Annotated in this window: 17 protein-coding genes; 9 read left to right on the top strand and 8 right to left on the bottom strand. The window is 72.4% G+C overall.

Annotated elements, in window-relative coordinates:
* Positions 1 to 8: 8 nt before the first annotated feature.
* Positions 9 to 1,175 carry an ABC transporter substrate-binding protein gene (locus IEY93_RS27680; protein ID WP_189166066.1) on the bottom strand — a complete coding sequence of 389 codons (1,167 nt, stop codon included), beginning with the start codon at positions 1,173 to 1,175 and terminating at the stop codon, positions 9 to 11.
* A gap of 328 nt (positions 1,176 to 1,503) precedes the next feature.
* Here IEY93_RS27680 and IEY93_RS27675 point away from each other — a divergent pair, with 328 nt between their 5' ends.
* Positions 1,504 to 1,770, top strand: a complete 267-nt coding sequence (locus IEY93_RS27675) for a DUF6504 family protein (protein WP_189166065.1) — start codon at positions 1,504 to 1,506, stop codon at positions 1,768 to 1,770.
* On the top strand, positions 1,770 to 5,597 hold the full coding sequence (locus IEY93_RS27670; RefSeq protein WP_189166091.1) for a DNA polymerase III subunit alpha: 3,828 nt from the start codon (positions 1,770 to 1,772) through the stop codon (positions 5,595 to 5,597). The genes IEY93_RS27675 and IEY93_RS27670 overlap by 1 nt, the downstream gene beginning before the upstream one ends.
* Here the strand turns inward: IEY93_RS27670 and IEY93_RS27665 are convergent.
* Both IEY93_RS27665 and IEY93_RS27660 read right to left on the bottom strand, forming a co-directional pair.
* On the bottom strand, positions 5,506 to 6,183 hold the full coding sequence (locus tag IEY93_RS27665) for a hypothetical protein (RefSeq protein ID WP_189166064.1): 678 nt from the start codon (positions 6,181 to 6,183) through the stop codon (positions 5,506 to 5,508). The genes IEY93_RS27670 and IEY93_RS27665 overlap by 92 nt on opposite strands.
* Positions 6,184 to 6,480: 297 nt before the next feature.
* Entirely contained in the window at positions 6,481 to 7,119 is a 639-nt protein-coding gene (locus IEY93_RS27660; RefSeq protein ID WP_372444528.1) for a response regulator, read from the bottom strand.
* Between the two features lie 154 nt (positions 7,120 to 7,273).
* Here IEY93_RS27660 and IEY93_RS27655 point away from each other — a divergent pair, with 154 nt between their 5' ends.
* Together IEY93_RS27655 and IEY93_RS27650 are read left to right on the top strand one after the other, a co-directional pair.
* Entirely contained in the window at positions 7,274 to 7,990 is a 717-nt protein-coding gene (locus IEY93_RS27655; protein ID WP_189166062.1) for an ABC transporter ATP-binding protein, read from the top strand.
* Positions 7,987 to 9,711, top strand: coding sequence for an FtsX-like permease family protein (locus IEY93_RS27650; RefSeq protein WP_189166061.1), 1,725 nt, complete (start codon positions 7,987 to 7,989; stop codon positions 9,709 to 9,711). Before IEY93_RS27655 ends, IEY93_RS27650 begins: the two co-directional genes overlap by 4 nt.
* Before the next feature lie 147 nt (positions 9,712 to 9,858).
* Here IEY93_RS27650 and IEY93_RS27645 read toward each other — a convergent pair whose 3' ends face one another.
* On the bottom strand, positions 9,859 to 10,545 hold the full coding sequence (locus tag IEY93_RS27645) for an expansin EXLX1 family cellulose-binding protein (protein ID WP_189166060.1): 687 nt from the start codon (positions 10,543 to 10,545) through the stop codon (positions 9,859 to 9,861).
* 208 nt (positions 10,546 to 10,753) lie between these two features.
* On the opposite strand from IEY93_RS27645, the gene IEY93_RS27640 reads away from it, so the two are divergent.
* Positions 10,754 to 11,383, top strand: a complete 630-nt coding sequence (locus IEY93_RS27640; protein WP_189166059.1) for a GNAT family N-acetyltransferase — start codon at positions 10,754 to 10,756, stop codon at positions 11,381 to 11,383.
* A gap of 70 nt (positions 11,384 to 11,453) precedes the next feature.
* Here IEY93_RS27640 and IEY93_RS27635 read toward each other — a convergent pair whose 3' ends face one another.
* The 3 genes from IEY93_RS27635 to IEY93_RS27625 all read right to left on the bottom strand — a co-directional run bounded on the left by IEY93_RS27635 (position 11,454) and on the right by IEY93_RS27625 (position 14,052).
* Positions 11,454 to 11,936 (bottom strand): hypothetical protein, encoded by a 483-nt coding sequence (locus tag IEY93_RS27635; RefSeq protein ID WP_189166058.1) that lies wholly within the window; start codon positions 11,934 to 11,936, stop codon positions 11,454 to 11,456.
* A gap of 95 nt (positions 11,937 to 12,031) precedes the next feature.
* Positions 12,032 to 12,997, bottom strand: coding sequence for an MvdC/MvdD family ATP grasp protein (locus IEY93_RS27630; protein ID WP_189166057.1), 966 nt, complete (start codon positions 12,995 to 12,997; stop codon positions 12,032 to 12,034).
* Positions 12,998 to 13,458: 461 nt separating this feature from the next.
* Positions 13,459 to 14,052: a TetR/AcrR family transcriptional regulator gene (locus tag IEY93_RS27625; protein WP_189166056.1), complete on the bottom strand. Its 594-nt coding sequence runs from the start codon at positions 14,050 to 14,052 to the stop codon at positions 13,459 to 13,461.
* Positions 14,053 to 14,114: 62 nt separating this feature from the next.
* On the opposite strand from IEY93_RS27625, the gene IEY93_RS27620 reads away from it, so the two are divergent.
* Positions 14,115 to 15,623, top strand: a complete 1,509-nt coding sequence (locus IEY93_RS27620) for an FAD-dependent oxidoreductase (protein ID WP_189166055.1) — start codon at positions 14,115 to 14,117, stop codon at positions 15,621 to 15,623.
* A 14-nt stretch (positions 15,624 to 15,637) separates the two neighbouring features.
* Here IEY93_RS27620 and IEY93_RS27615 read toward each other — a convergent pair whose 3' ends face one another.
* Positions 15,638 to 16,621 (bottom strand): AF_0692 family protein, encoded by a 984-nt coding sequence (locus IEY93_RS27615; RefSeq protein WP_189166054.1) that lies wholly within the window; start codon positions 16,619 to 16,621, stop codon positions 15,638 to 15,640.
* Positions 16,622 to 16,783: 162 nt separating this feature from the next.
* On the opposite strand from IEY93_RS27615, the gene IEY93_RS27610 reads away from it, so the two are divergent.
* Genes IEY93_RS27610 through IEY93_RS27600 form a run of 3 tightly spaced genes read left to right on the top strand, consistent with a single transcriptional unit; the run spans position 16,784 to position 19,372 of the window.
* Positions 16,784 to 18,052: a sensor histidine kinase gene (locus IEY93_RS27610; RefSeq protein ID WP_189166053.1), complete on the top strand. Its 1,269-nt coding sequence runs from the start codon at positions 16,784 to 16,786 to the stop codon at positions 18,050 to 18,052.
* Positions 18,045 to 18,713 carry a response regulator gene (locus IEY93_RS27605; protein ID WP_189166052.1) on the top strand — a complete coding sequence of 223 codons (669 nt, stop codon included), beginning with the start codon at positions 18,045 to 18,047 and terminating at the stop codon, positions 18,711 to 18,713. The genes IEY93_RS27610 and IEY93_RS27605 overlap by 8 nt, the downstream gene beginning before the upstream one ends.
* Positions 18,714 to 18,748: 35 nt before the next feature.
* Positions 18,749 to 19,372, top strand: coding sequence for a DUF6461 domain-containing protein (locus tag IEY93_RS27600; protein WP_189166051.1), 624 nt, complete (start codon positions 18,749 to 18,751; stop codon positions 19,370 to 19,372).
* Positions 19,373 to 19,638: the final 266 nt, after the last annotated feature.

Genomic DNA, 19,638 nt, shown 5'->3' with positions numbered 1-19,638 from the left:
GGGACGGGTCATCCCGAGACCGCGGCGCCCCAGCCGGTGGCCAGCACTTCCTTGGCCTTGTTGACCTGAGCGTCGGTCGGGAACTGCGGGGTGCCCTCGACCTTGGGCAGCTTGTCCACCAGCGTGGCGTCGGCGCTGCCGTCGGTCTGCATGGCGGGTAGCAGCACGGCGCGGGCGTACCCCTTCAGGTAGAGGTTCTGGCCCTCGGGACTGTAGAGGAACTCCTCCCACAGCCGGGCGGCGGCGGGGTGCGGGGCGTCCTTGTTGATCGCCTGAGCATAGTACTGGGCGTACTTGCCGTCGCTCGGGACCACGACCTTCCAGTCCACGCCCTTGGCCGCGAACTCGCCGGTGTACCCGGCATTGAGGTAGTCCCAGTCGATGGTGATCGGGGTCTCGCCGTTCTGGATGGTGGCGGGCGTGGCCTCGACGGGGTTGAAGTTGCCGGCGGCCTTGAGCTTCTTGAAGTAGTCCAGGCCGGGCTGGATGTCGTCGAACGAGCCGCCGCTGGCCAGGGCGGCGGCGAACACGCCCGCGAAGGCGGCGCCGGCCTTGGTCGGGTTGCCGTTCAGCGCGACCTTGCCCTTGTACTCGGGCTTGAGCAGGTCGGCGAAGGTCTGCGGGCAGCTCTTGACGCGCTTGGCGTCGCAGCCGATGGAGACGTAGCCGCCGTAGTCGTTGTACCAGGTGCCGGTCGCCTCCTTCTGGCCCTCGGGGATCTTGTCGAAGGTCTGCACCTTGTACGGGGCGAACAGGCCCTCCTGGGCGCCGCTGAGCGCGAACGCCTGGCCGAGGTCGAGCACGTCGGGGGCGCGGTCCTGGCCCTTGCGGGTCTTGACCGCGTTGATCTCGTCGGCGCTGGAGCCGTCGGGGTTCTCGCTGTTGACCTTGATGCCGTACTTGTCGGAGAAGGCCTTGATGATCTCGCCGTAGTTCGCCCAGTTCGGCGGGAGGGCGATGACGTTGAGCTGCCCCTCCTTCTTGGCCGCCTCGGCGAGCTTGTCCAGGCCGCCGAGGTCGGCGGCGGAGGTCGCGGTCGCGGCGGCGCCGGCTCCGGCGGAGGAGCCGCCCTGGGAAGCGGTCGTCGGGGCCGCGCCGCAGGCGATGGCGCCGAAATAGGTGGTGACGGTCAGGGCGGCTGCCAGACCAACGATCCGAATTCGAGAACTTTGCACGCTTGCATCCCACTTTTGTCAGAGTTGTGCCATGACGATAAGCGGGCCTGGATAACACGGCGCATCTACTTCACTGCGTTCGGGTGTCCATATATGAACAAGCGGTGACGTCGCCGTTCACCCTGCGTGCCGTGCTCCGCGCGGCCGGAACGGCGGCGGAGGGCGGGTGCGGTGACCGGCCGGAGCGGGTCGCGCCGGGCGGACCCGACCCCGCGTGGGCTGGGATGATTTGCCCTGAGGGCCGGTGAGAACATATGTTCGGATGTAGCACCGCCCGCCTTCCCCCGGGTGCTCACAAGATCGACCAAACCCTGGGAGAAGGAGCGCCTTGAGCAGAATCTACGGGGATCCCATCGAGGTGTGGACGCGAGACGGCGAGCCGGCCCGTTTCGTCTGGCGCGACCGTCTCTACGTCGTCCACCGGGTCCTCGACCACTGGGTGACCTCCCGCGAGTGGTGGAAGATCTCCGAGAACGACCCGGGCGAGCGCCGGTTCTGGCGGGTGGAGGCCAGTCCCGGTCCCGCGACCGGCACCTACGAGCTGCGCTTCGACACCGCCGCCGCCGGCTGGCTGATGCTCAGGGCGTGGGACTGATGTTCACCCACCTCCACGTCGCCTCCGCCTACTCCCTGCGGTACGGCACGGCGTTCCCCGGCGAGCTGGTCGCGCGGGCGGCCGGGCACGAGATGGACATCCTCGCGCTGACCGACCGCGACGGCATGTACGGCGCGGTCAAGCACATCCAGGCGTGCGCCGACGCCGGCGTCCGGCCCGTCGTCGGCGCCGACTTCGCCCTGAGCGCCACCGAAGGGGAACACGCCCCCTCCCGCGGCCCGGCAGGCGAGGAGAGTGCCGAGCAGCGGATCACCGTCCTGGCCCGGAACGGCGGCTGGCGCCACCTGTGCCGGCTCACCACCGACGCCCACCAGGCCGGCCGCCGCGGCGAGCCGCACGTCACCCGCGAGCTGGTCGCCCGGCACGCCGAAGGGCTGGTGGTCATGCTGGGGCCCCGCTCCGACGTCGGCCGGGCGGTGGCCGCGCGCCGCGACCAGCACGCCCGCGTCCTGCTCGCCGCCTGGCGGCGGGCCGTGCCCGACCTGGTGGTCGAGGTCGTCGACCACTACGGCCACCACGAGTCGGCCACCGCCGCCCGCATGCTCGCCCTGGCCAAGGCGATGCACGTGCCCGCCGTGCTGACCAACGCCGTACGCCACCTCGACCCCGGCGACTACCGGGTCGGCGACGTGCTCGACGCCGCGCGCAAGCTCGTGCCGCTGCACCCCCGCCACGTCGAGCACTCCGCCTCGCACGCCTACCTCAAGAGCGGCAAGGAGATGGTCCAGGCGGCCGCGCGCGTCTGCGGCGGCGACTCCGGACGCGCCGCCCGGCTGCTCGCCGAGACCCGGCGGGTCGCCGAGCGCTGCGCCTTCGACCCGCGGGACGTCCTGGCCCTGCGTGCCGAGCCCGAACGGCTGCACCTGCCCGAGGTGGACGGCGACGCGGTCGCCCTGCTGCGCCGCCGCTGCGAGGACGGCCTGGCCCACCGAGGGCTGGAACGATCCGGGCAGGCGCGCGAACGGCTGGCGGACGAGCTGCGCGTCATCGAGCGTAAACGGCTGTCAGGGTACTTCGTCGCCGTCTCCGGCATCACCGACCTGATCCGCGGCATGGGCGTCCGCTGCGCGATCAGGGGCTCGGGCGCGGGCAGCCTGGTCAACTACCTGATCCGCATCGGCGAGGTCGACCCGCTCGACCACGGCCTGCTCATGGAGCGCTTCCTGTCCGAAGGCCGCAAAGGGCTGCCCGACATCGACATCGACGTCGAGTCGGCGCGGCGGCTCGACTGCTACCAGGCCATCCTCGACCGGTACGGCGAGAGCCGGGTGGCCTGCGTCTCCATGATGGAGACCTACCGCGCGCGCAGCGCCATCCGCGACGTCGGCGCCGCCATGGGGCTGCCGCCGCACGAGACCGACCTCATCGCCAAAGCGTTCCCGCACATCAGGGCCCGGCAGATCCGCGCCGCGCTGTCCGACCTGCCCGAGCTGCGCGGCAGCGGCCTGGACGACCGCTCCCTGGACACCGTGTTCCGGCTCGCCGAGCGGCTCGACGGGCTGCCCCGCCACATCGCCCTGCACCCCTGCGGCGTGCTGGTCGGCAACTCCGGCCTGCGCGACCTCACCCCGGTCGAGCGCAGCATGCTCGACTTCCCGATGAGCCAGTTCGACAAGGACGATGTCGAGGAGGCCGGGCTGCTCAAGCTCGACGTGCTCGGCGTGCGCATGCAGTCGGCGCTGGCGTACGCGCTGGACGAGATCAAGCGGGTGGACGACCAGGACATCGACCTCGAACAGGACGTCCCCCGCGACGACCCGGCCACGTACGACATGATCTGCACCGGCCACACCATCGGCTGCTTCCAGATCGAGTCGCCCGGCCAGCGCGAGCTGGTGGCCAAGCTCGAACCACGCACCATGCACGACCTGATCGTCGACATCTCGCTGTTCCGGCCCGGCCCGGTCAACTCCGACATGGTCACCCCCTACCTGGAGGCACGGCACGGCTGGCGCGAGCCGTCCTACCCGCACCCCCGGCTGCGCCCCGCGCTGCGCGAGACCAACGGCGTCGTCGTCTTCCACGAGCAGGTGCTGAGGGTCGTCGACGTCATGACCGGGTGCGGCCTGTCGGAGGCCGAGAGGGTCCGCCGCGCGCTCGGCGACCCCGCGAGCCGCGAGCGGGTGCGGGGCTGGTGGGAGGCCGCGGTGCTCCCCGAGTTCGACCGCGAGACCACCGACCGCGCCTGGCAGGTGCTCGACGCGTTCGGCTCGTTCGGGTTCTGCAAGGCGCACGCGGCGGCGTTCGCGCTGCCCACCTACCAGTCGGCCTGGCTGAAACGCCACCACCCGGCGGCGTTCCTGGCCGGGGTACTCACCCACGACCCCGGCATGTACCCCGGGCGGGTGATCCTCGACGAGGCCCGCAAGTGCGGCGTCGCCGTCCTGCCCCTGGACGTCAACGGGTCCGGCCGCCACTGGCTGGTCGAACGCCCGCCGCCCGCGGAGCCCCGGGAGGCCACGAAGGTCCGGGAATCGATGGAGACGCGCGAGGCCGGGAACCCTCTGGAGATCCGGGGGCCACAGGAGGCGGCGGAAACGCCGGAAGCGCTGGAGGTCGTGAAGCCTTTGGCGACCGGGGATGACCGGGACGTCGTGGAGGGGTTCTCCGAGGGGTACGGCCTGCGGGTGCCGTTCTCGGCGGTCAAGGGCATCAGCGAGGCGGAGGTCGAGCGCATGGTCGCCGGGCAGCCGTACACCTCGCTGGCCGACTTCTGGGAACGCGCCCGGCCCTCCCGCCCGGTCGCCGAGCGCATCGTGCAGGTCGGCGGCTTCGACGCGCTGCACGGACTGCACCCCGGCGGCCTGCGCTGGCGTCCCGGCGAGCTGACCAGGCGCGACCTGATCGCCCAGGTCGGCGCGCTGGAACGCGCGTCCGCCACCGGCGTGACCTCCTCCCGCCGCCGGGCCCGCCGCACCGGTGCGCGGGGCGCTGCCGGCGCCACCGGCACCTCCACCGGCGCGGGGGCGGGCGGCCCGCCGCAGGCGGTGCAGATCCCGATGTCGTTCACCGAGCACGTCGAGCCCGGCGAACTGCCCGAGATGACCGAGGCCGAGGCCGTGGAGGCCGAGCTGGAGATCCTCGGGCTGGACGTCAGCCGGCACGTCATCGGCTTCTACGACGACCTGCTCGACGCGATCGGCGTGGTCAGGTCCGACGAGCTGCTCGCCGTACGGGGCGGCGCCGAGATCCTGGTCGCGGGGGTGAAGGTCGCCACGCAGACCCCGGCCGTCCGTTCCGGGCAGCGCGTCATCTTCACCACGCTCGACGACTCGACCGGCCCGATCGACCTGACCTTCTTCGAGTCGGTGCAGGAACGCTGCGCCGCCACGGTGTTCGGCTCCTGGATGATGGTCGCCCGCGGCGTCGTCCGCCGGGTCGGCGCGCGTGCGGTGTCGCTGCGCGCCGTCGACTGCTGGAACCTCGCCGAGCTGGACCACCTGTGGCGCACCGAGGGCCTGGAGGCCGTACGCGCCGTGCTCGGCCCCGGCCGCGGCGACCAGGCCGGTACGGGGCGCGGGCGCCGGTCGCGTGCCGCCGGGGCCCGGAAGGCACGCGCCGAGGGCGATCGGGCGGGCGTCGGCGGGCGGCCCACCGAGTACGGCAACGGCTACCGGCTGTCCCCCTACGCCGACATCGGCCCCGCGCCGGGCGTGACCACCCCGCCGCGCAAGCTCTGGCACGCCAGCCCGGGCAGCTCGGGACCGATCGGGTTCATTCCCCGGCCGGATAGGTGTGCCGGGGAAGGGAGCGCAGGGCGGGCAGCAGCTTCAGAGAGTGGGCGATCGAGGAAGGGCGGGCGCTGACCCGCGCCTGGGTGACCTCCTTGACGGTCGCCGCGCACAGCAGCGCGGCGACCACCGCCACCACCAGCTCGGCCGGGCCGAGACCGGTCAGGGTGCCGCCGTGCGGGGCGTGCGCGAACGGCGGCCGCACGATGAGCAGGAACACCATGGCCAGGCAGCACGCCCACCACACGGCCAGCAGCACCAGCCAGGGGCGCCGCCGGCCCTCCCGCAGCCCGGCGTCCTGCCGGAGGGCGTGCAGGAGCAGCGCGGGCGCGGCCAGGTTGAGCACCGGCACGAACCACGCGATGGCGATCATGCGAGGGGTCGCGCCCGCGCGGCGCAGCCAGGCGAAGTACGAGCAGCCGGCGGCCACGGTGGTCGCGACGACCAGCAGGACCAGCACGGCGAACCACGACATCGCGCCGGTGACGGCCTTCGCGCCGGGCGCGTCCGGGTCACCGCCGAGCCGGGCCACCTGCCGCGCGAGCTGCTTGCCCCGCGCCTCCTCGAAGACGACCAGGCAGGCGAAGGTGGCGATCTGGGCGGCGAGCGCCAGGTAGACGCCGGCCGCTGACCTGCTCAGTGCCGATCGGGCATAGCGCATGTGTGTCTCCCCCCGGCATGCGCTGAAAGTCGTGGTTCGTCTGCGACATAGCGCGACGCCTGACTCACTCCTATCCAGCGGACCTCTCCGCTAATCGGCGCGGCGACGAAGAAGATCCAGGATCTCCCCCAGATGTGCCCCCCGCTCCGCACGAGCACGCCCCGCGCCACCAGAAGGCCCAGGTCAGGCAGGGCAGAAAGGCATGGTCGGGTGGGGCGGCAGGCTCAGGTCACACAGGGCCAGGAGGTGCAGAGCGGGCCGGGAGGTGAGGGCCGGGTGGGTCCGGGGCTGCGAGGCTCAGCGGACGACGCCGGTCTCCCAGGCCCAGGCGGCGACCTCGACCCGGTTACGCGCGCCGAGCTTGGTCTGGATGCTCGCCATGTGCGTCTTGACGGTGGACAGCGAGATGAACAGCTCCCCGCCGACCTCCTGGTTGGTGCGGCCCCGCGCGACCAGGCGTACGACGTCCAGCTCGCGCTCGGTCAGCGGCTCGCGCAGCGGCCGGGACGGCGCGGGCATCGGCCCGGCCAGGTGCGACAGCAGCCGCACGGTGATCGACGGCGAGACCAGGGCGTCACCGTTGGCCGCGGCGCGCACCGCCTCGATCAGCAGGGTGGGGCCGCTGTCCTTGAGCAGGAACCCGCACGCGCCCGCGCGCAGCGCCCCGTACACGTACTCGTCCAGGTCGAAGGTGGTGACGATGACCACCCGCATCGGGTCGGGCACGCCGGGACCGGCCAGGATGCGGGTGACCTCCAGCCCGTCCAGCCGGGGCATCCTGATGTCCAGCAGGCAGACGTCGGGCCGCAGCAGCCGGGCCTGCTCGACGGCGGCGACGCCGTCGGCGACCGCCGCGACCACCTCGATGCCGGGCTGGGCGTCGAGGATCATCTGGAAGCCGGTTCGCACGAGTTCCTGGTCATCCGCGACGAGCACCCTCACCCGCCCGATTCTGCCAGCGATGCGGCACTCCTCGGACCCGCACCGGCGGTTCGGAGCCCGCGGAATCGTCCTTTCGGCCGACCGGTCCGGCCGCTGATCCGGCGACCGGCCGATCCGGCGGAGGCCGGGCGCGCGGGACGCTTCTCGCATGTCATCGCAGACCGTCGTCCTGTCCGGGACGGGCCTCCGGAAGAGCTTCGGGCCCACTGTCGCCCTCGCCGGCGTCGACCTGGTGATCCACCGGGGCGAGGCCCTGGCCATCATGGGGCCGAGCGGCTCGGGAAAGTCCACTCTGCTGCACTGCCTGGCCGGGATCATGAAGCCGGACTCCGGCGAGGTCCACCTGCTGGGAGAGCGCATCGACCGGCTGGGCGAGCGCAGGCGCAGCGCGCTGCGGCGCACCCGCTTCGGCTTCGTGTTCCAGTTCGGCCAGCTCCTGCCCGAACTGCCGGCGGACGAGAACATCGCGCTGCCGCTCATGCTCGGCGGCCTGCCACGCGGCCAGGCCGTCCGGCGGGCCCGGGAGTGGTTCGGGCCGCTCGGCCTGGCCGGCATGGAGGGCAGGCGGCCGGGCGAACTGTCCGGCGGGCAGGCCCAGCGGGTGGCCATCGCCCGCGCGCTGGTCGTCCGTCCCGCGGTGGTGTTCGCCGACGAGCCCACCGGCGCGCTGGACCAGGCCACCGGGCACGAGACGATGCGCCTGCTGGTCGAGGCGACCCGGCACAACGACGCGTCCCTGGTCGTGGTGACCCACGACCCCCAGGTGGCCCGCTGGTGCGACCACGTCATCGAGGTCCGCGACGGCCGCGTCCTCCCCTATGCCACCCCCGCGCCTGCTTCAATGGCGGGGACGGAGGGGCGATGAGGAGCCTGTTCGACCTCACCTGGCGGCTGCTGCGCGGCGGGGGCCGGCGGGGCCTGCTCGGCTCGTCGCTGACCCTGGCCGCGGTGGCCGTGTCCACGGCGCTGCTGCTGTTCGCGGTCGCGGTCAACTTCGCCTTCGCCGGCCGGGCCGAGCGCGGCGCCTGGCGCAACCCCGTGCCGCTCACCGGTACCGAGACCGGGCAGGCCCGCGCGGTGCAGGCCGTCCGCACCGGCTTCGTCGGCGACCGGGCGCTCACCGTGGTGCACCTCGCCGTGCTCGCGCCGGGCCTCGCCCTTCCTCCCGGAGTACCTCGCCTGCCCGCGCCGGGGGAGGTGCTGTTGTCGCCCGCGCTGGCCGAGCTCGCCGCGGACGATCCCTCGGTCGCCGCACGCGTGCCCGGCAGACGGGCCGGGACGATCGGCGACGAGGCGCTCGTCCACCCCGGAGAGCTGGTCGCCCTCGCCGGGCACACCCCCGGCGAGGCGATCATGACCGCCCAGTGGAAGGGGGACTACCGGCTCGGCCCGTCCGCCTCCAAGGTCGCCGATCTCACCGGTGCCCCGTCCTCCGACGCGACCGCCTACCAGGCGCTGGCGGCGGTCGCGAGCGTCCTGATGGTCGTGCCGCTGCTGGTCTTCGGGGGCGCGGCGGCCCGGCTCACCGTCGCCCGGCGCGACCGCCGTCTGTCGTCCCTGCGCCTGGTGGGCGCGACCCCTGGCCAGGTCGTCGCGATGACCGTCGCGGAGGCCGTGGTCACGGCGCTGGCCGGGGCGCTGTGCGGGCTGCTGCTGTACGCGGCCGCCATCTGGCCGCTCACCGGGGTGCGGATCGCCGGGGGTGGCTGGTTCGCCTCCGACATCTGGCCGGGCGTGCTCCCGGTCGGCGCGGTGCTGCTCGCCGTCCCGCTGCTGGTCGGCCTGTCGGCGGTGGTGGGCCTGCGGCGGGTCGTGGTCGGCCCGCTGGGCGTGGCCAGGCGGCAGACCCCGCCCGGGATGCGGTTCGTCCGCGTGCTCGTGCTGATCGCGTGCCTGGCCGCGACGCCGCTCCTGGGCGCCGGGGTGAGCCTGACCGTCGTCGTGGCCGTGCTGAGCGCGGCGTTCCTCGCCGTCAACCTCGCCGGTCCCTGGGTGGTCGGTGTCATCGGCCGGATCACCGCCGCGACCGCGCGCCGCCCGGCGGCGCTGCTCGCCGGGCGGCGCCTCGTCGATGACCCAAGGTCGGCCTGGCGCACGGTGAGCGGGGTCGCGCTGACCGGCTTCGTGGCCGGGTTCATCGGCCTGCTCACCCCGAGCGCGTCTCTGTCGATCGAGAACGACCCGATGACGGCCTGGCTGCTGCGCGACATCAGGACCGGCACGCTCATCGTCCTGGTGGTGTCCTTCCTGGTGGCGATCGTGAGCGCGGGCATCACGGCGGCCTCGTCGATCCTGGACCGGCGGCAGACCTACGCGTTGCTGCGCCTGGCCGGCACCGATCTGGCGGTGCTCGATCGGGCACGCCTGCTGGAGACGCTCGTCCCGCTGACGGTGATGGGCGGCGGCTCGATCGCCGCAGGGGTGTGCTGTGCGCTGCCCTTCGCCCGGCTCACCATGAGCGGGACGGGGGCGCTGACCCTGCTGGTCTGCGTCGTCGCGGGGTTCGCCGGAGTGATCGCCGCAGGCGCCGCGAGCCGCCCCCTGCTGCGCTCGGTCACCGCCGACCCGGCCCCGCGCCCCGACTGACGGCGCTCCGGCCCGCGTCCCGGTCGATGGCGGCGCTTCGCCCGGCGATCACGGATCGACGTCGCCGGGCGAGCGCGGCCCCTCGCGCTCCCGGCTGACGGCGTTCCGGTCCCGCGTCCGGAGCGACGGCGCTCGGGTCACGGGCGTTCAGTACATCGTGGCCGTGGTCCGCTGGGTCACCGCCGGTGCGAGCCGCACCCGCTTGGCGATGGCCCGGTGGCCACGGGAGTCGGTCACCCTGACGGTGAGCGGCCCCTTGCCCGCACCCGACGAGGCGATCCAGTAGTTGTAGTCGGTGCGGGCGAGCTTGTGCCACACCCCGCCGGCGCCTCGTACCTCGACCGAGGTGAGCGGGTTGCCGTGGTCGATCACCAGCAGCCCCAGCCACCACCGCGACGACCCTTCCTTGACCCGGAAGGAGAGCGGCGCGCCGACTCGCGGATCCCGGACCGGGCGGTAGGTCACTCTGGCCAGGCCTTTGCCGGGATCCGCGACCCGGGCGAAGCCCTTACGGCTCAGGTCGAGCTGACCTTTCCGGCATTCCGGGCACTGGTCCACCACCTTGACCCGGACGGTACCGCGCGGCCCGGTGACGTCCAGGTATCCGCCGCAGGCGGCGCCGCCCGCGTACTCGCCGGGGGAGAGCGCGACGTAGAGCCCGTCTGCCGGAGGCGTGAGGTAGGAGCAGTTGCCGCCCCCGGACCGTAGGTCGTAGAAGGTCGCCTGGCCCTTGACACCCGCGATGCCGTGCCCGGCGGCTTGCGCGCAGACCGGCGAGGCGAGAAGCGAGACCGCGGCCGGCACGGCGGCGAGCACGAACGGGAGTCGTCGCATCCGAGGTTCCTCTCCAACGGGACTCAAGCGACGCTAGCGAAATCAGGGGCTCCGGGTACGGCGAACCACCATGTCGCCCGATGACCCGTCTCGCGACCTTTCACCCGCGACCGTCGGGGATCGCCGCGCGCCTGGTGAAGCGACGCCAGGGGGCGGACACGACATCTCCGACGTCCTGCGCACCCGGCCGGAGCGGTACCGTTCCCTCATGGTTCAGGGTGATGTCGCGGAGGGGACCGCGCGGACGGCGGCGGGGGTCGAGGAGTTCCTGGCGGGCCGGGGACAGGACGACTCGCGGGTGACACTGCGCCCCCTCACAGCGGGCGACCGCGACGAGTTCATCGCGCTCACCCGGGCGAGTCTCGACCTGCACCATCCGTGGGTCGTCCTGCCGCGCACCCCGGAGGACTTCGACGCCTACCTCGCGCGGTACGACCACGAGAACGCCCAGTCCCTGCTGATCTGCGTGCGCGACACCGGCGCCGTCGCCGGCACGGTCAACATCAACAGCATCATCCGGGGCCGCTACCAGAACGGCTCACTGGCCTACGCCGCCTTCGTGCCCTATGCCGGGCAGGGCTACATGTCCGAGGGCCTCGACCTGGTGCTGCACTACGCGTTCGGCCAACTGCGGCTGCACCGCCTGGAGGCTCAGATCCAACCCGGCAACACGCCTTCGCTGAAGCTGGTGGAACGCCACGGCTTCCGCTTCGAGGGGCTGGCACCCGCCCTGCTGTACGTCGACGGCGCCTGGGAGGACCACGAGCGCTGGGCCATCACCAACGACATGCTCGCCCCCGGCCCCTGGCCGCCCCACCCCACCCTCCCCGCGCGCTGACGAGCACGTCGGCTAGAAGCACCGGCGAGCCGCCGCACTGCGACCACTGACGGATGGACGCGGACCGGGGTCACGCTTCGAAGAACGGCTGGAGCCAGACGGAGTGCAGTTCCCGTCCTCTCCGCCCCAGCACCACGCCCGTGGCCACCTCGGTGCGCTCATCGTCTGCGCCGTCGGGAGCGATACGGAGCCAGCCGCAGGCGGGGTCGTACGCTGTCGGCCACTCGCCCACCGCGGCCAGGGCTTCCGAGACCCCCATCTCGAACGGCTCGTCCGGATCCAGGATCACCGCCCCCGGCTTGGCGGCCGGCGGCGACAGGGAGACCTCCTCCCAGAGAGAGCGCGGGTGATAACCCCAGACATAGAGGGCACGCCGCGACGAAACTCCCACCTCGATCTGAAGAGTGCCGATGGTGACACTCGTAACACCCTCGCCGCCAACGGCACGGGCGAGATCGGCGGGGCTCCCCGGCTCGAAGGAGAAGCCGTACTCGTGCTCGACATACGTCAGCACCCCCTCGATCCGCCCGTCACCCACCTCCACGACCCTCATCTATCGGCTCACCTCCGTCGAACGCGGCCGTGCCATCGCCGGCACTCGAGCATGCCCGGCCTCGTGCCGCGGTCCGTACAGAGCCGAGTAACGGATCAAGGAGATGAATCGTCCCGCTCCGCCGCGTGCCTCCGCTGAGACGACGGGTCCCGATCGAGTGGGCGCGGGGTGAGGAGCAGGTCGCAGAGGGCCTGGGTGATGGGCATGGCGGTGATCTGCTCGATCAGCAGGAAACCGCCCGCGGGGTCGGCCTGGAGGAAGACGTGACGGCCTTCCGGGGTCAGCCGCAGGTCGATCGCGCCGAACGACAACCCGAGCCTGCGCATCAGGCGCAGGCACCTGCGGCGCACATCTCCGGGCAGCTTGTGCGGCCACAGCCGCCGCCCATCGGTGCCGGAGCGGATCTCCGCCGCGAACACCCGGGAACCCGCGACGATCACCCGCAGCGCCACCTCGCACGGGACGTTCGCCTGGGCGGCCAGCGGAAAGGCCGCCGCGCCGTTCTGGCGGGGGAGGGCCGGGGTCTCGGCGGGCGGGGCGGGCTCGGCGACGTCCCACGGCCGGTCCAGCACCTGGGTGACGATCTGCCCCCGGTGGGCGAGGTAGAAGTCCAGCACCTCGCCGCGGTCGGTGCTGACCAGGGTGGACGGCAGGGTGAAGCCCAGCCGGCCGGCGAGCGAGAGCTGGTGGAGCCTGCGCCGGGAGCGCAGGATCACCGAGCGTGAGGCCGGTACGACCGGGCAGGTCAGGGTGTCCCACACGTCGGAGGTGAACCCCTCCAGCGGCGCGCCGCCCCAGCCGGGCGGCCCGTCGCCTGCCGGTCCCGGCCGGCGGAACCAGACCGAGGTGAGCCGGTCGAGATCGAAGCGCTCCTCCCGGGTCACCAGCGTGCGCCGCGCCGCCCCCGAGGGGTCCAGCGCGACCGAGAGCCGCGCGGTGCCGGGCAACCGGCCCGGGTCGAAAATGAGCGTTCGCGCGCCTCGTTCGGCCAACGCGAGTGTGACGTGCCGCACTTGGGGGTCGTCCTCTTCGGCGAGGACGAGCACCGTCCCGCTGTCCATCAGCTACCGCTCTCCACCCGTGTCGACGCCGGCTTTCTGGACGCTTCCACGATGCCTCGGACAACTTGCCCGATGCTTGTCGCCGAGAATTGCTACAAAGCTAGTAGGGATAGTTGAAAAGCCTGGCAAAGCGGTTTACCGTGGAACCAGTGGACGCCGGCGTGGCCCCTCCCGCGGCGGCGGCCGATCGCGCGGGGCACCGTGCGTGCGAGACCCGGGTACGGCGTAGAGCGGGGCGCGCTCTGGAGAATGGCCGCCGTGCCCGCGAGCACCGGGGGAGAGAGCGTATCCGGGGCTGGGCGCTCTCCCTCCCGGTGCTCACCCGTGCCCCTCTGCGGCCACCTGTCGTCCGGCGCATGGGCGAGCAGCCGGATTTCCGCAGACTCTCTCCAGGTACTGGCTGCTCGGGGTGTCCTCGCGAGCGGGAGGGATCTCCGGCCGGTGGCGAACGTGGAGTGTTATCACAGTTGGGCGAACGCCTGGTCGGCGTCGGCGACGGCCTCGGGGTGGACGTCGAGGGCGCTTCGCCCGTCGGCGATCTTCTGCCAGTTCGTGCGGGCGAGCACCCGCTGGACCGCGAGCACCTGGGCGGCGCGCAACCGCGCTTCGATGCCGGTGCCGAGGGTGCCGGCCAGCGCGTCCTCGTCCTCGAGCATGTACTGCGTGAGCCGTCCCGCCAGGCTCGGTGTGGTGAACACCAGGCGATGGAACGCCACCACCTGGGGGTGATCGTTCAGGCCGGTGACGGGCTCGTGCCGATCGAGACCGGCCCGGAAGTGCCGATGCAGCGCCGTGACCGGCGGGACGCCCGGCTCGCGGTCGCGTACGACGCGCGCGGCCTCGCCGTTGTGGTCGGCGAAGCGGTGCAGCACCAGGTCCTCCTTCGTCGGGAAGTACCGGAAGAGGGTCGGCTTGGAGACCTCGGCCGCCGCGGCGATGTCGTTGATCGAGACCCGGTCGAAGCCGTGCGCCAGGAACAGCGAGATCGCCGCGTCGGCGATGGCGTCATGGGTCCGCGCCTTCTTGCGTGCCCGCAGTCCCGTCGGCTCGATCACCTGTCCAGTGTACCGTTTGTAACCGAGTTGCATTTTTGACCGAGTAACGCTTTCATGGCCGCATGACTCGAACGGACGTCCTCGTGGTCGGCGCCGGCCCGACCGGCCTGACCCTCGCGTGTGATCTCGCCCGGCGCGGCGCCGCGGTGCGCATCGTCGATCGGGCCCACGACTTTCCGACCGGTTCCCGCGGCAAAGGGCTGACCCCGCGCAGCCTGGAGGTCTTCGACGACTTCGGGGTGATCGACCCGATCCTGGCCTCCGGGGTCACCCACATGCCGCATCGCAAGTACCAGGGCGCCGAGGTGGTCGCCGAGGTCGATCCCGTCGCCGGACAGGTGCCCACGCCCGACATCCCCTACCCCGTCGGCCTGATGATCCCCCAGTGGCGGGTGGAGCGGATCCTGCGCGAACGGCTGGCCGGCTTCGGAGTCGCCGTCGAGGCGGGCGCCGAACTGCGCGCCTTCGAGCAGCACGCCGACGGCGTGACCGCCACGGTCGGCGAAGCCCGGATTCAGGCGCGATATCTGGTCGGCTGCGACGGTGGCCGCAGCACCGTCCGCAAGGCACTCGGCCTGAGCCTGCGCGGCCACACGCCGGACGTCCAGCTCATGGCCGTCGGCGACGTCGAGGTCGACGGGCTCGGCCGCGACGCCTGGCACCAGTGGTTCACCGGCGAAGGCGCGATCATGCTGTGCCCGCTCCCCGGCACCGACGCCTTCCAGGTGCAGGCATCACCCGAACTCGACCAGGACGGTTCGCCGCTCGAGCCGACGCTGGAAGGGTTCCAGCGGACCTTCGACCGGATCGCCGGCGTCCCCGGCGTACGACTGCACGATCTCGGGTGGCGGTCCACCTACCGGGTCAACGTCCGCATGGTCGACCGGCTCCGCGTCGGCCGGGTGTTCCTCGCCGGAGACGCCGCGCACGTGCATCCGATCGCGGGTGGCCTCGGCATGAACACCGGCATCCAGGACGCCTACAACCTCGGCTGGAAGCTCGGCCTCGTCCTCGACGGCCATGCCACGCCGGGCCTGCTCGACACCTACGAAGAGGAACGGCTGCCCATCGCGAGCCGGCTGCTCGACATCACCTCCGAACGGCTCGACGCCGTCCTCGACGCGATCAAGGAGAGAGGCGGTGGCGTGGACGCCGTGGCCACGCCCGAACTCTCCCAGCTCACGCTCCGATACCCATGGAGCCGGCTCTCCCGCCAGACCACGAGCCGGCCCACCGGGCCGCGCGCCGGCGACCGGGCACCGGACGCGCCGCTGCGCGACGCCACCGGCACGCCGGTCCGCCTCTTCGACCTCTTCCGCGGCCCGCACTTCACCCTGCTCGGTCTCGGTGCACACTGCGCCCCCGTGCTCGGCGAGGTGGAAACCGGTGCCCGCATCGTCAAGACCTACCTCGTCGGGCCCGGCGGCCTGCTCGACGACGGCGGGCACGTGGCCGACGCCTATGGCACCGACGCCCTGATCCTGGTCCGCCCGGACGGCTACATCGGTCTGGTCGCCGGCCCGGAGGAGAAGGAAAGCGTCGGCGCGTACCTCGGCGCCGTACGGCACTGAGCGGTCGTCATCGGTCACCGGGTGCGCCGCGCGAGCAGGGCCAGCAGACCGATCATGACGACTCCGAGGGCGGCCAGCGACACCCGGTCGGTGGCGTTCTCACCGTTGGCGATCACCCCGAACGCGGTGTGCGCCACGAGCGCCCCACCGGCCAGCGCCAGGCCGTGCCGGTCACGCCACGCACCCCGCGACGTCCACCGGTGCACCAGCACCCCCGCCGCCACCGCCGGCAGGGCCGCCGCCACCATCGGGACCACCACCCAGCCGCCCTCGGTGAAGGCCGGGTGGCGGGCGCCGCCGAAGGGGAACAGCAGCGCGAGATAGCCGAACGCCGCCACCCCCGCCAGGCACGCGACGACCGGCGGCGCCGGAACCGTTCCCGGCGCGGTGGCCGGCAGGCCCGGTGAGCGAGGGACGAACCACAGCGCGAGCACCACCAGCACCGCGATGACCAGCACGAACGCCGCCAGCGCCATCGGCGGCGCCTGGTAGCCGGGGTCGATCAAGGCCGTCGTCGACCGCAGCAGCAGGGCGCCAAGCACGAACACCACCCCCGCCACCACCAGCCCGGTCCGCCGCAGATAGGGCCGATCGCGAAGACCCGGGACGATGAGATCCACCAGCAGGATCGGCAGTGCCACGCTGAACACCGCGTGGTAGGGGATGTTCAGCTCGGTGTAGGCGCTGTTCAGGCCGAAGATCCTGGGCGCCCAGCCGGCCACGCCGTAGATCGTCGGACTGGTCAGCGCCTGCAACGCCAGCCCTTCCTCCACGATCCCGTACGCCGCGCCGAGCAGCAGGACGGCAGGCCAGCCCCCGCCGGTACGGCGGACCAGCTCACGGATCAGTACGGTGCCGGCGCCGTAGATCGGCACCCACAGCACCAGCAGCCACGCCTGGCGGAGCGGCGGATTGCCGAGGGAGAGCTCGGCGACGACCGGGGTGAGCCCGGCCAGCAGGAGCGCGGCCCACCGGCCGCGTGCACGTGAGGTGACCATGCGCCCACGGTCTCCCGCGGCGGACGCGCCGCGCTGCCGCCGCCGGTCCGGTCCGTAGCGTCTTCGGTCGCTCCTGGATGGTGACTTTGGTTGCCACGGCGAGGCGGCGATGACGACCTTGGTCGCTTACCGAGCGGGAGACCGGCCGATACGCTGCGAATCGTGTTCGCAGCCCAGGACCGCAACGGCGACCACCGGACGTACGCAGCAGCCGCGGACGGCGACGGCCCAGGACGGGACGACGAAGCCGGTGGCACCGGAAGCCACCGAGGCTCGGGGGCGAGTGGCCGACCGGGTCCGGGACGGTCACGGCGTGACCGGCTGGCCGGCGCCGGCGGCATCGTGCTCGCCGCGGCGGGGGCCGTCGCGGTGGTCTGGGGAGACCTGACCCCCGCGACGCCCGGCTGGTACCTGTGGGCCGACATCGTCGGCGGAGCCCTGGCCTGCGCGGGGATATGGCTGTGCCGGCGGTGGCCGGTGGCCGCGTCGCTGGCCGTCATCGCGCTGTCCGTCCCGGCCGCGGCCGCGTCGGTGGCCGCGGGGATCGCCACGCTCATCGCGGCGCTGTACCGCCGGCCGCCCGTGGCCGCCGCGGTGGGAGTGGCCTGGGTGGCGGCCACGCTGGTCAGATTCGCCTGGCGGCCGCCCGGGCTCGCGCCGTACCCGGTGTGGGCACTGGTGGGCGTGCTGTTCGGCGGAGCCATCGTCGGCTGGGGCATCGTCGCCAGGACCCGCCGGGAGCTGCTGGCGTCCCTGGCGGAACGGGCCCGCCGCGCCGAAGCCGACCAGCGGGTCCGCGCGGAGGAGGCCCGCCGCGCCGAACGCCTCGACATCGCCCGCGAGATGCACGACGTGCTCGCCCACCGGCTGTCCCTGCTGGCGGTACACGCCGGTGCGCTGCACTTCAACGCCGCCGCCCGGCCGGACGAGGTCGCCGAAGCGGCCGGAGTGATCCGCACCAGCGCCCACCAGGCACTGCAGGAGCTGCGCGCGGTCATCTCCGTGCTGCGCGAGAGCCCATCGGCCGAACTCCCGCTGACCGGGCTCGCACCGCTGGTCAAGGAGTCCCGGCGGGCCGGGATGCGCATCGAGCTGCACGAGCACGGCGTACGCTTCGCCGGCCTGCCGGAGACCACCCGGCGCACCGCGTACCGCGTCGTCCAGGAAGGGCTGACCAACGCGCGCAAGCATGCGCCCGGCCGGCCCGTCACCGTCACGGTCTCCGGCGCGGCCGGTGGCGAGCTGACGGTCGAGGTGCGCAACCCGCTGCCCGCCGGGCGGGAGGCGGCGGAGCTGGCCACCACCGGGGCCGGAGCCGGCCTCGCCGGACTGGAGGAACGGGTCTCGCTGGCGGGCGGGCACCTGGAGCGAGGACCCACCAACGACGGCGGGTTCCGGCTGGCGGCACGACTACCATGGCCCCATGAGTGAGCCGGTCGGCGAACCCGCGATCCGGGTGCTCATCGTCGACGACGACGCGCTCGTCCGCGCCGGGCTGACGCTCATGCTCAAGGGCGCGCCCGCCCTCCAGGTGGTGGGCGCGGTGGCCGACGGCGCACAGGTCCAGGCCGCGGTAGCCGAACACGCCCCCGACGTGGTCCTGATGGACATCCGGATGCCCGGCATCGACGGCATCGACGCGACCCGCAGATTGCGCGCCCGCCAGCACGCGCCCGAGGTCATCATCCTGACCACCTTCGACGCCGACGAGCACGTGTTCCGGGCACTGCGCGCGGGAGCCGGCGGATTCCTGCTGAAGGACACACCGCCCGAGGCGATCGTCGAGGCGATCCGGCGCGTCGCCGTCGGCGAGCCCATCCTGTCGCCGAGCGTCACCCGGCGGCTGATCGCCCACCTGCTGCCCGAAGAGAACGACCAGCGGCGTGCCGACGCCCGGCGGGTGCTCTCGGCACTCAGCGACCGCGAACGTGAGGTGGCGCTCGCTGTAGGCCAGGGCAAGCCCAACGCCGTCATCGCCCGCGAGCTGCACATGAGCATCGGCACGGTAAAGGGCTACATCTCCCGCATCCTCACCAAAACCGACCTGGACAACCGCGTCCAACTAGCCCTGCTCGTCCACGACGCCTCATAGCACCCCGCCGAGATCGAGATGGACCAGGAGTATTGGTGGAAATCACGTACGCCGACGTGAACTGGCTTGCCCATGGATGGGAGCTGGGCGACGTATGGTGTCTTACCTTTGTGCGAGGTATCGAAGAAGCGGAGGCGCTGCGGCGGTTCGGCGCCCACGAAGAAAGCATCCGGCCGCTGAGCTACCGAGAACTAACGGACGAGGGGTTGTTCCCTCACACGGTTCTCGCTGGCCGCCTTGACGGTTGGGCCGCGATCATCGAACGGAACGGCAGCGAAGCAATGCAGGTCGATGTATTGCGAGCGCTATCGGCACAAACAGAACTCGTAATCGTGCTTCGGCACGACCACGCGAACGACCTGTTCGCTTATGCCGTTGATGGCGAGGTGCTGACCTCCTTCGATCCACGGAAACCTGGATGGCGGGACGGCAGCGATCCGGACCGTCTCTTGGACGCGATGAGGGAAGTCGGCTTCGATCCCACGCACGTCCCTGGAAATCACCTCCTGCACGATGAGAGTGACGAGAACGAGGAGTCGAACATCGATCGCCCGGCAGTGGACGGAGCGCTCATGCTCGCCGCCCGACTGACGGGCGTCGTGCTGTCTCAGAGCGTCTTGAACGGACCGCTGCTGAGCGGTGTCGTCGGCTCTCGGTGAAGGCGTCAGGGAGTCACGGCCAGGTCGGTGGTCATGGGGACGCGCGTGGGGCCGGGGCGCTGAGGTAGGCCCATACTCGGTGGCCGCCGACGGGAGTGCCCTGGTACCGACGCGGGTGGCGAGCGTCGTCACGATCGCCAAGCCCGCGCTCGTTCTCCTCGTAGGAGTCGTGCCGGCCGCCGCTGTCGAACCGTGCGACGCCGACCAGTGAGCTGCTCGAACGCGGCCTGCTCGCCGTGGTCGTCCTGCCTGGCGGACAACGGCGA

The organism is Sphaerisporangium melleum (assembly GCF_014646695.1).
In the GTDB taxonomy this organism is placed as follows: domain Bacteria; phylum Actinomycetota; class Actinomycetes; order Streptosporangiales; family Streptosporangiaceae; genus Sphaerisporangium; species Sphaerisporangium melleum.
The sequence above is the reverse complement of the archived record's forward strand: the minus strand, read 5'-3'. Positions and strand labels throughout refer to the sequence as shown.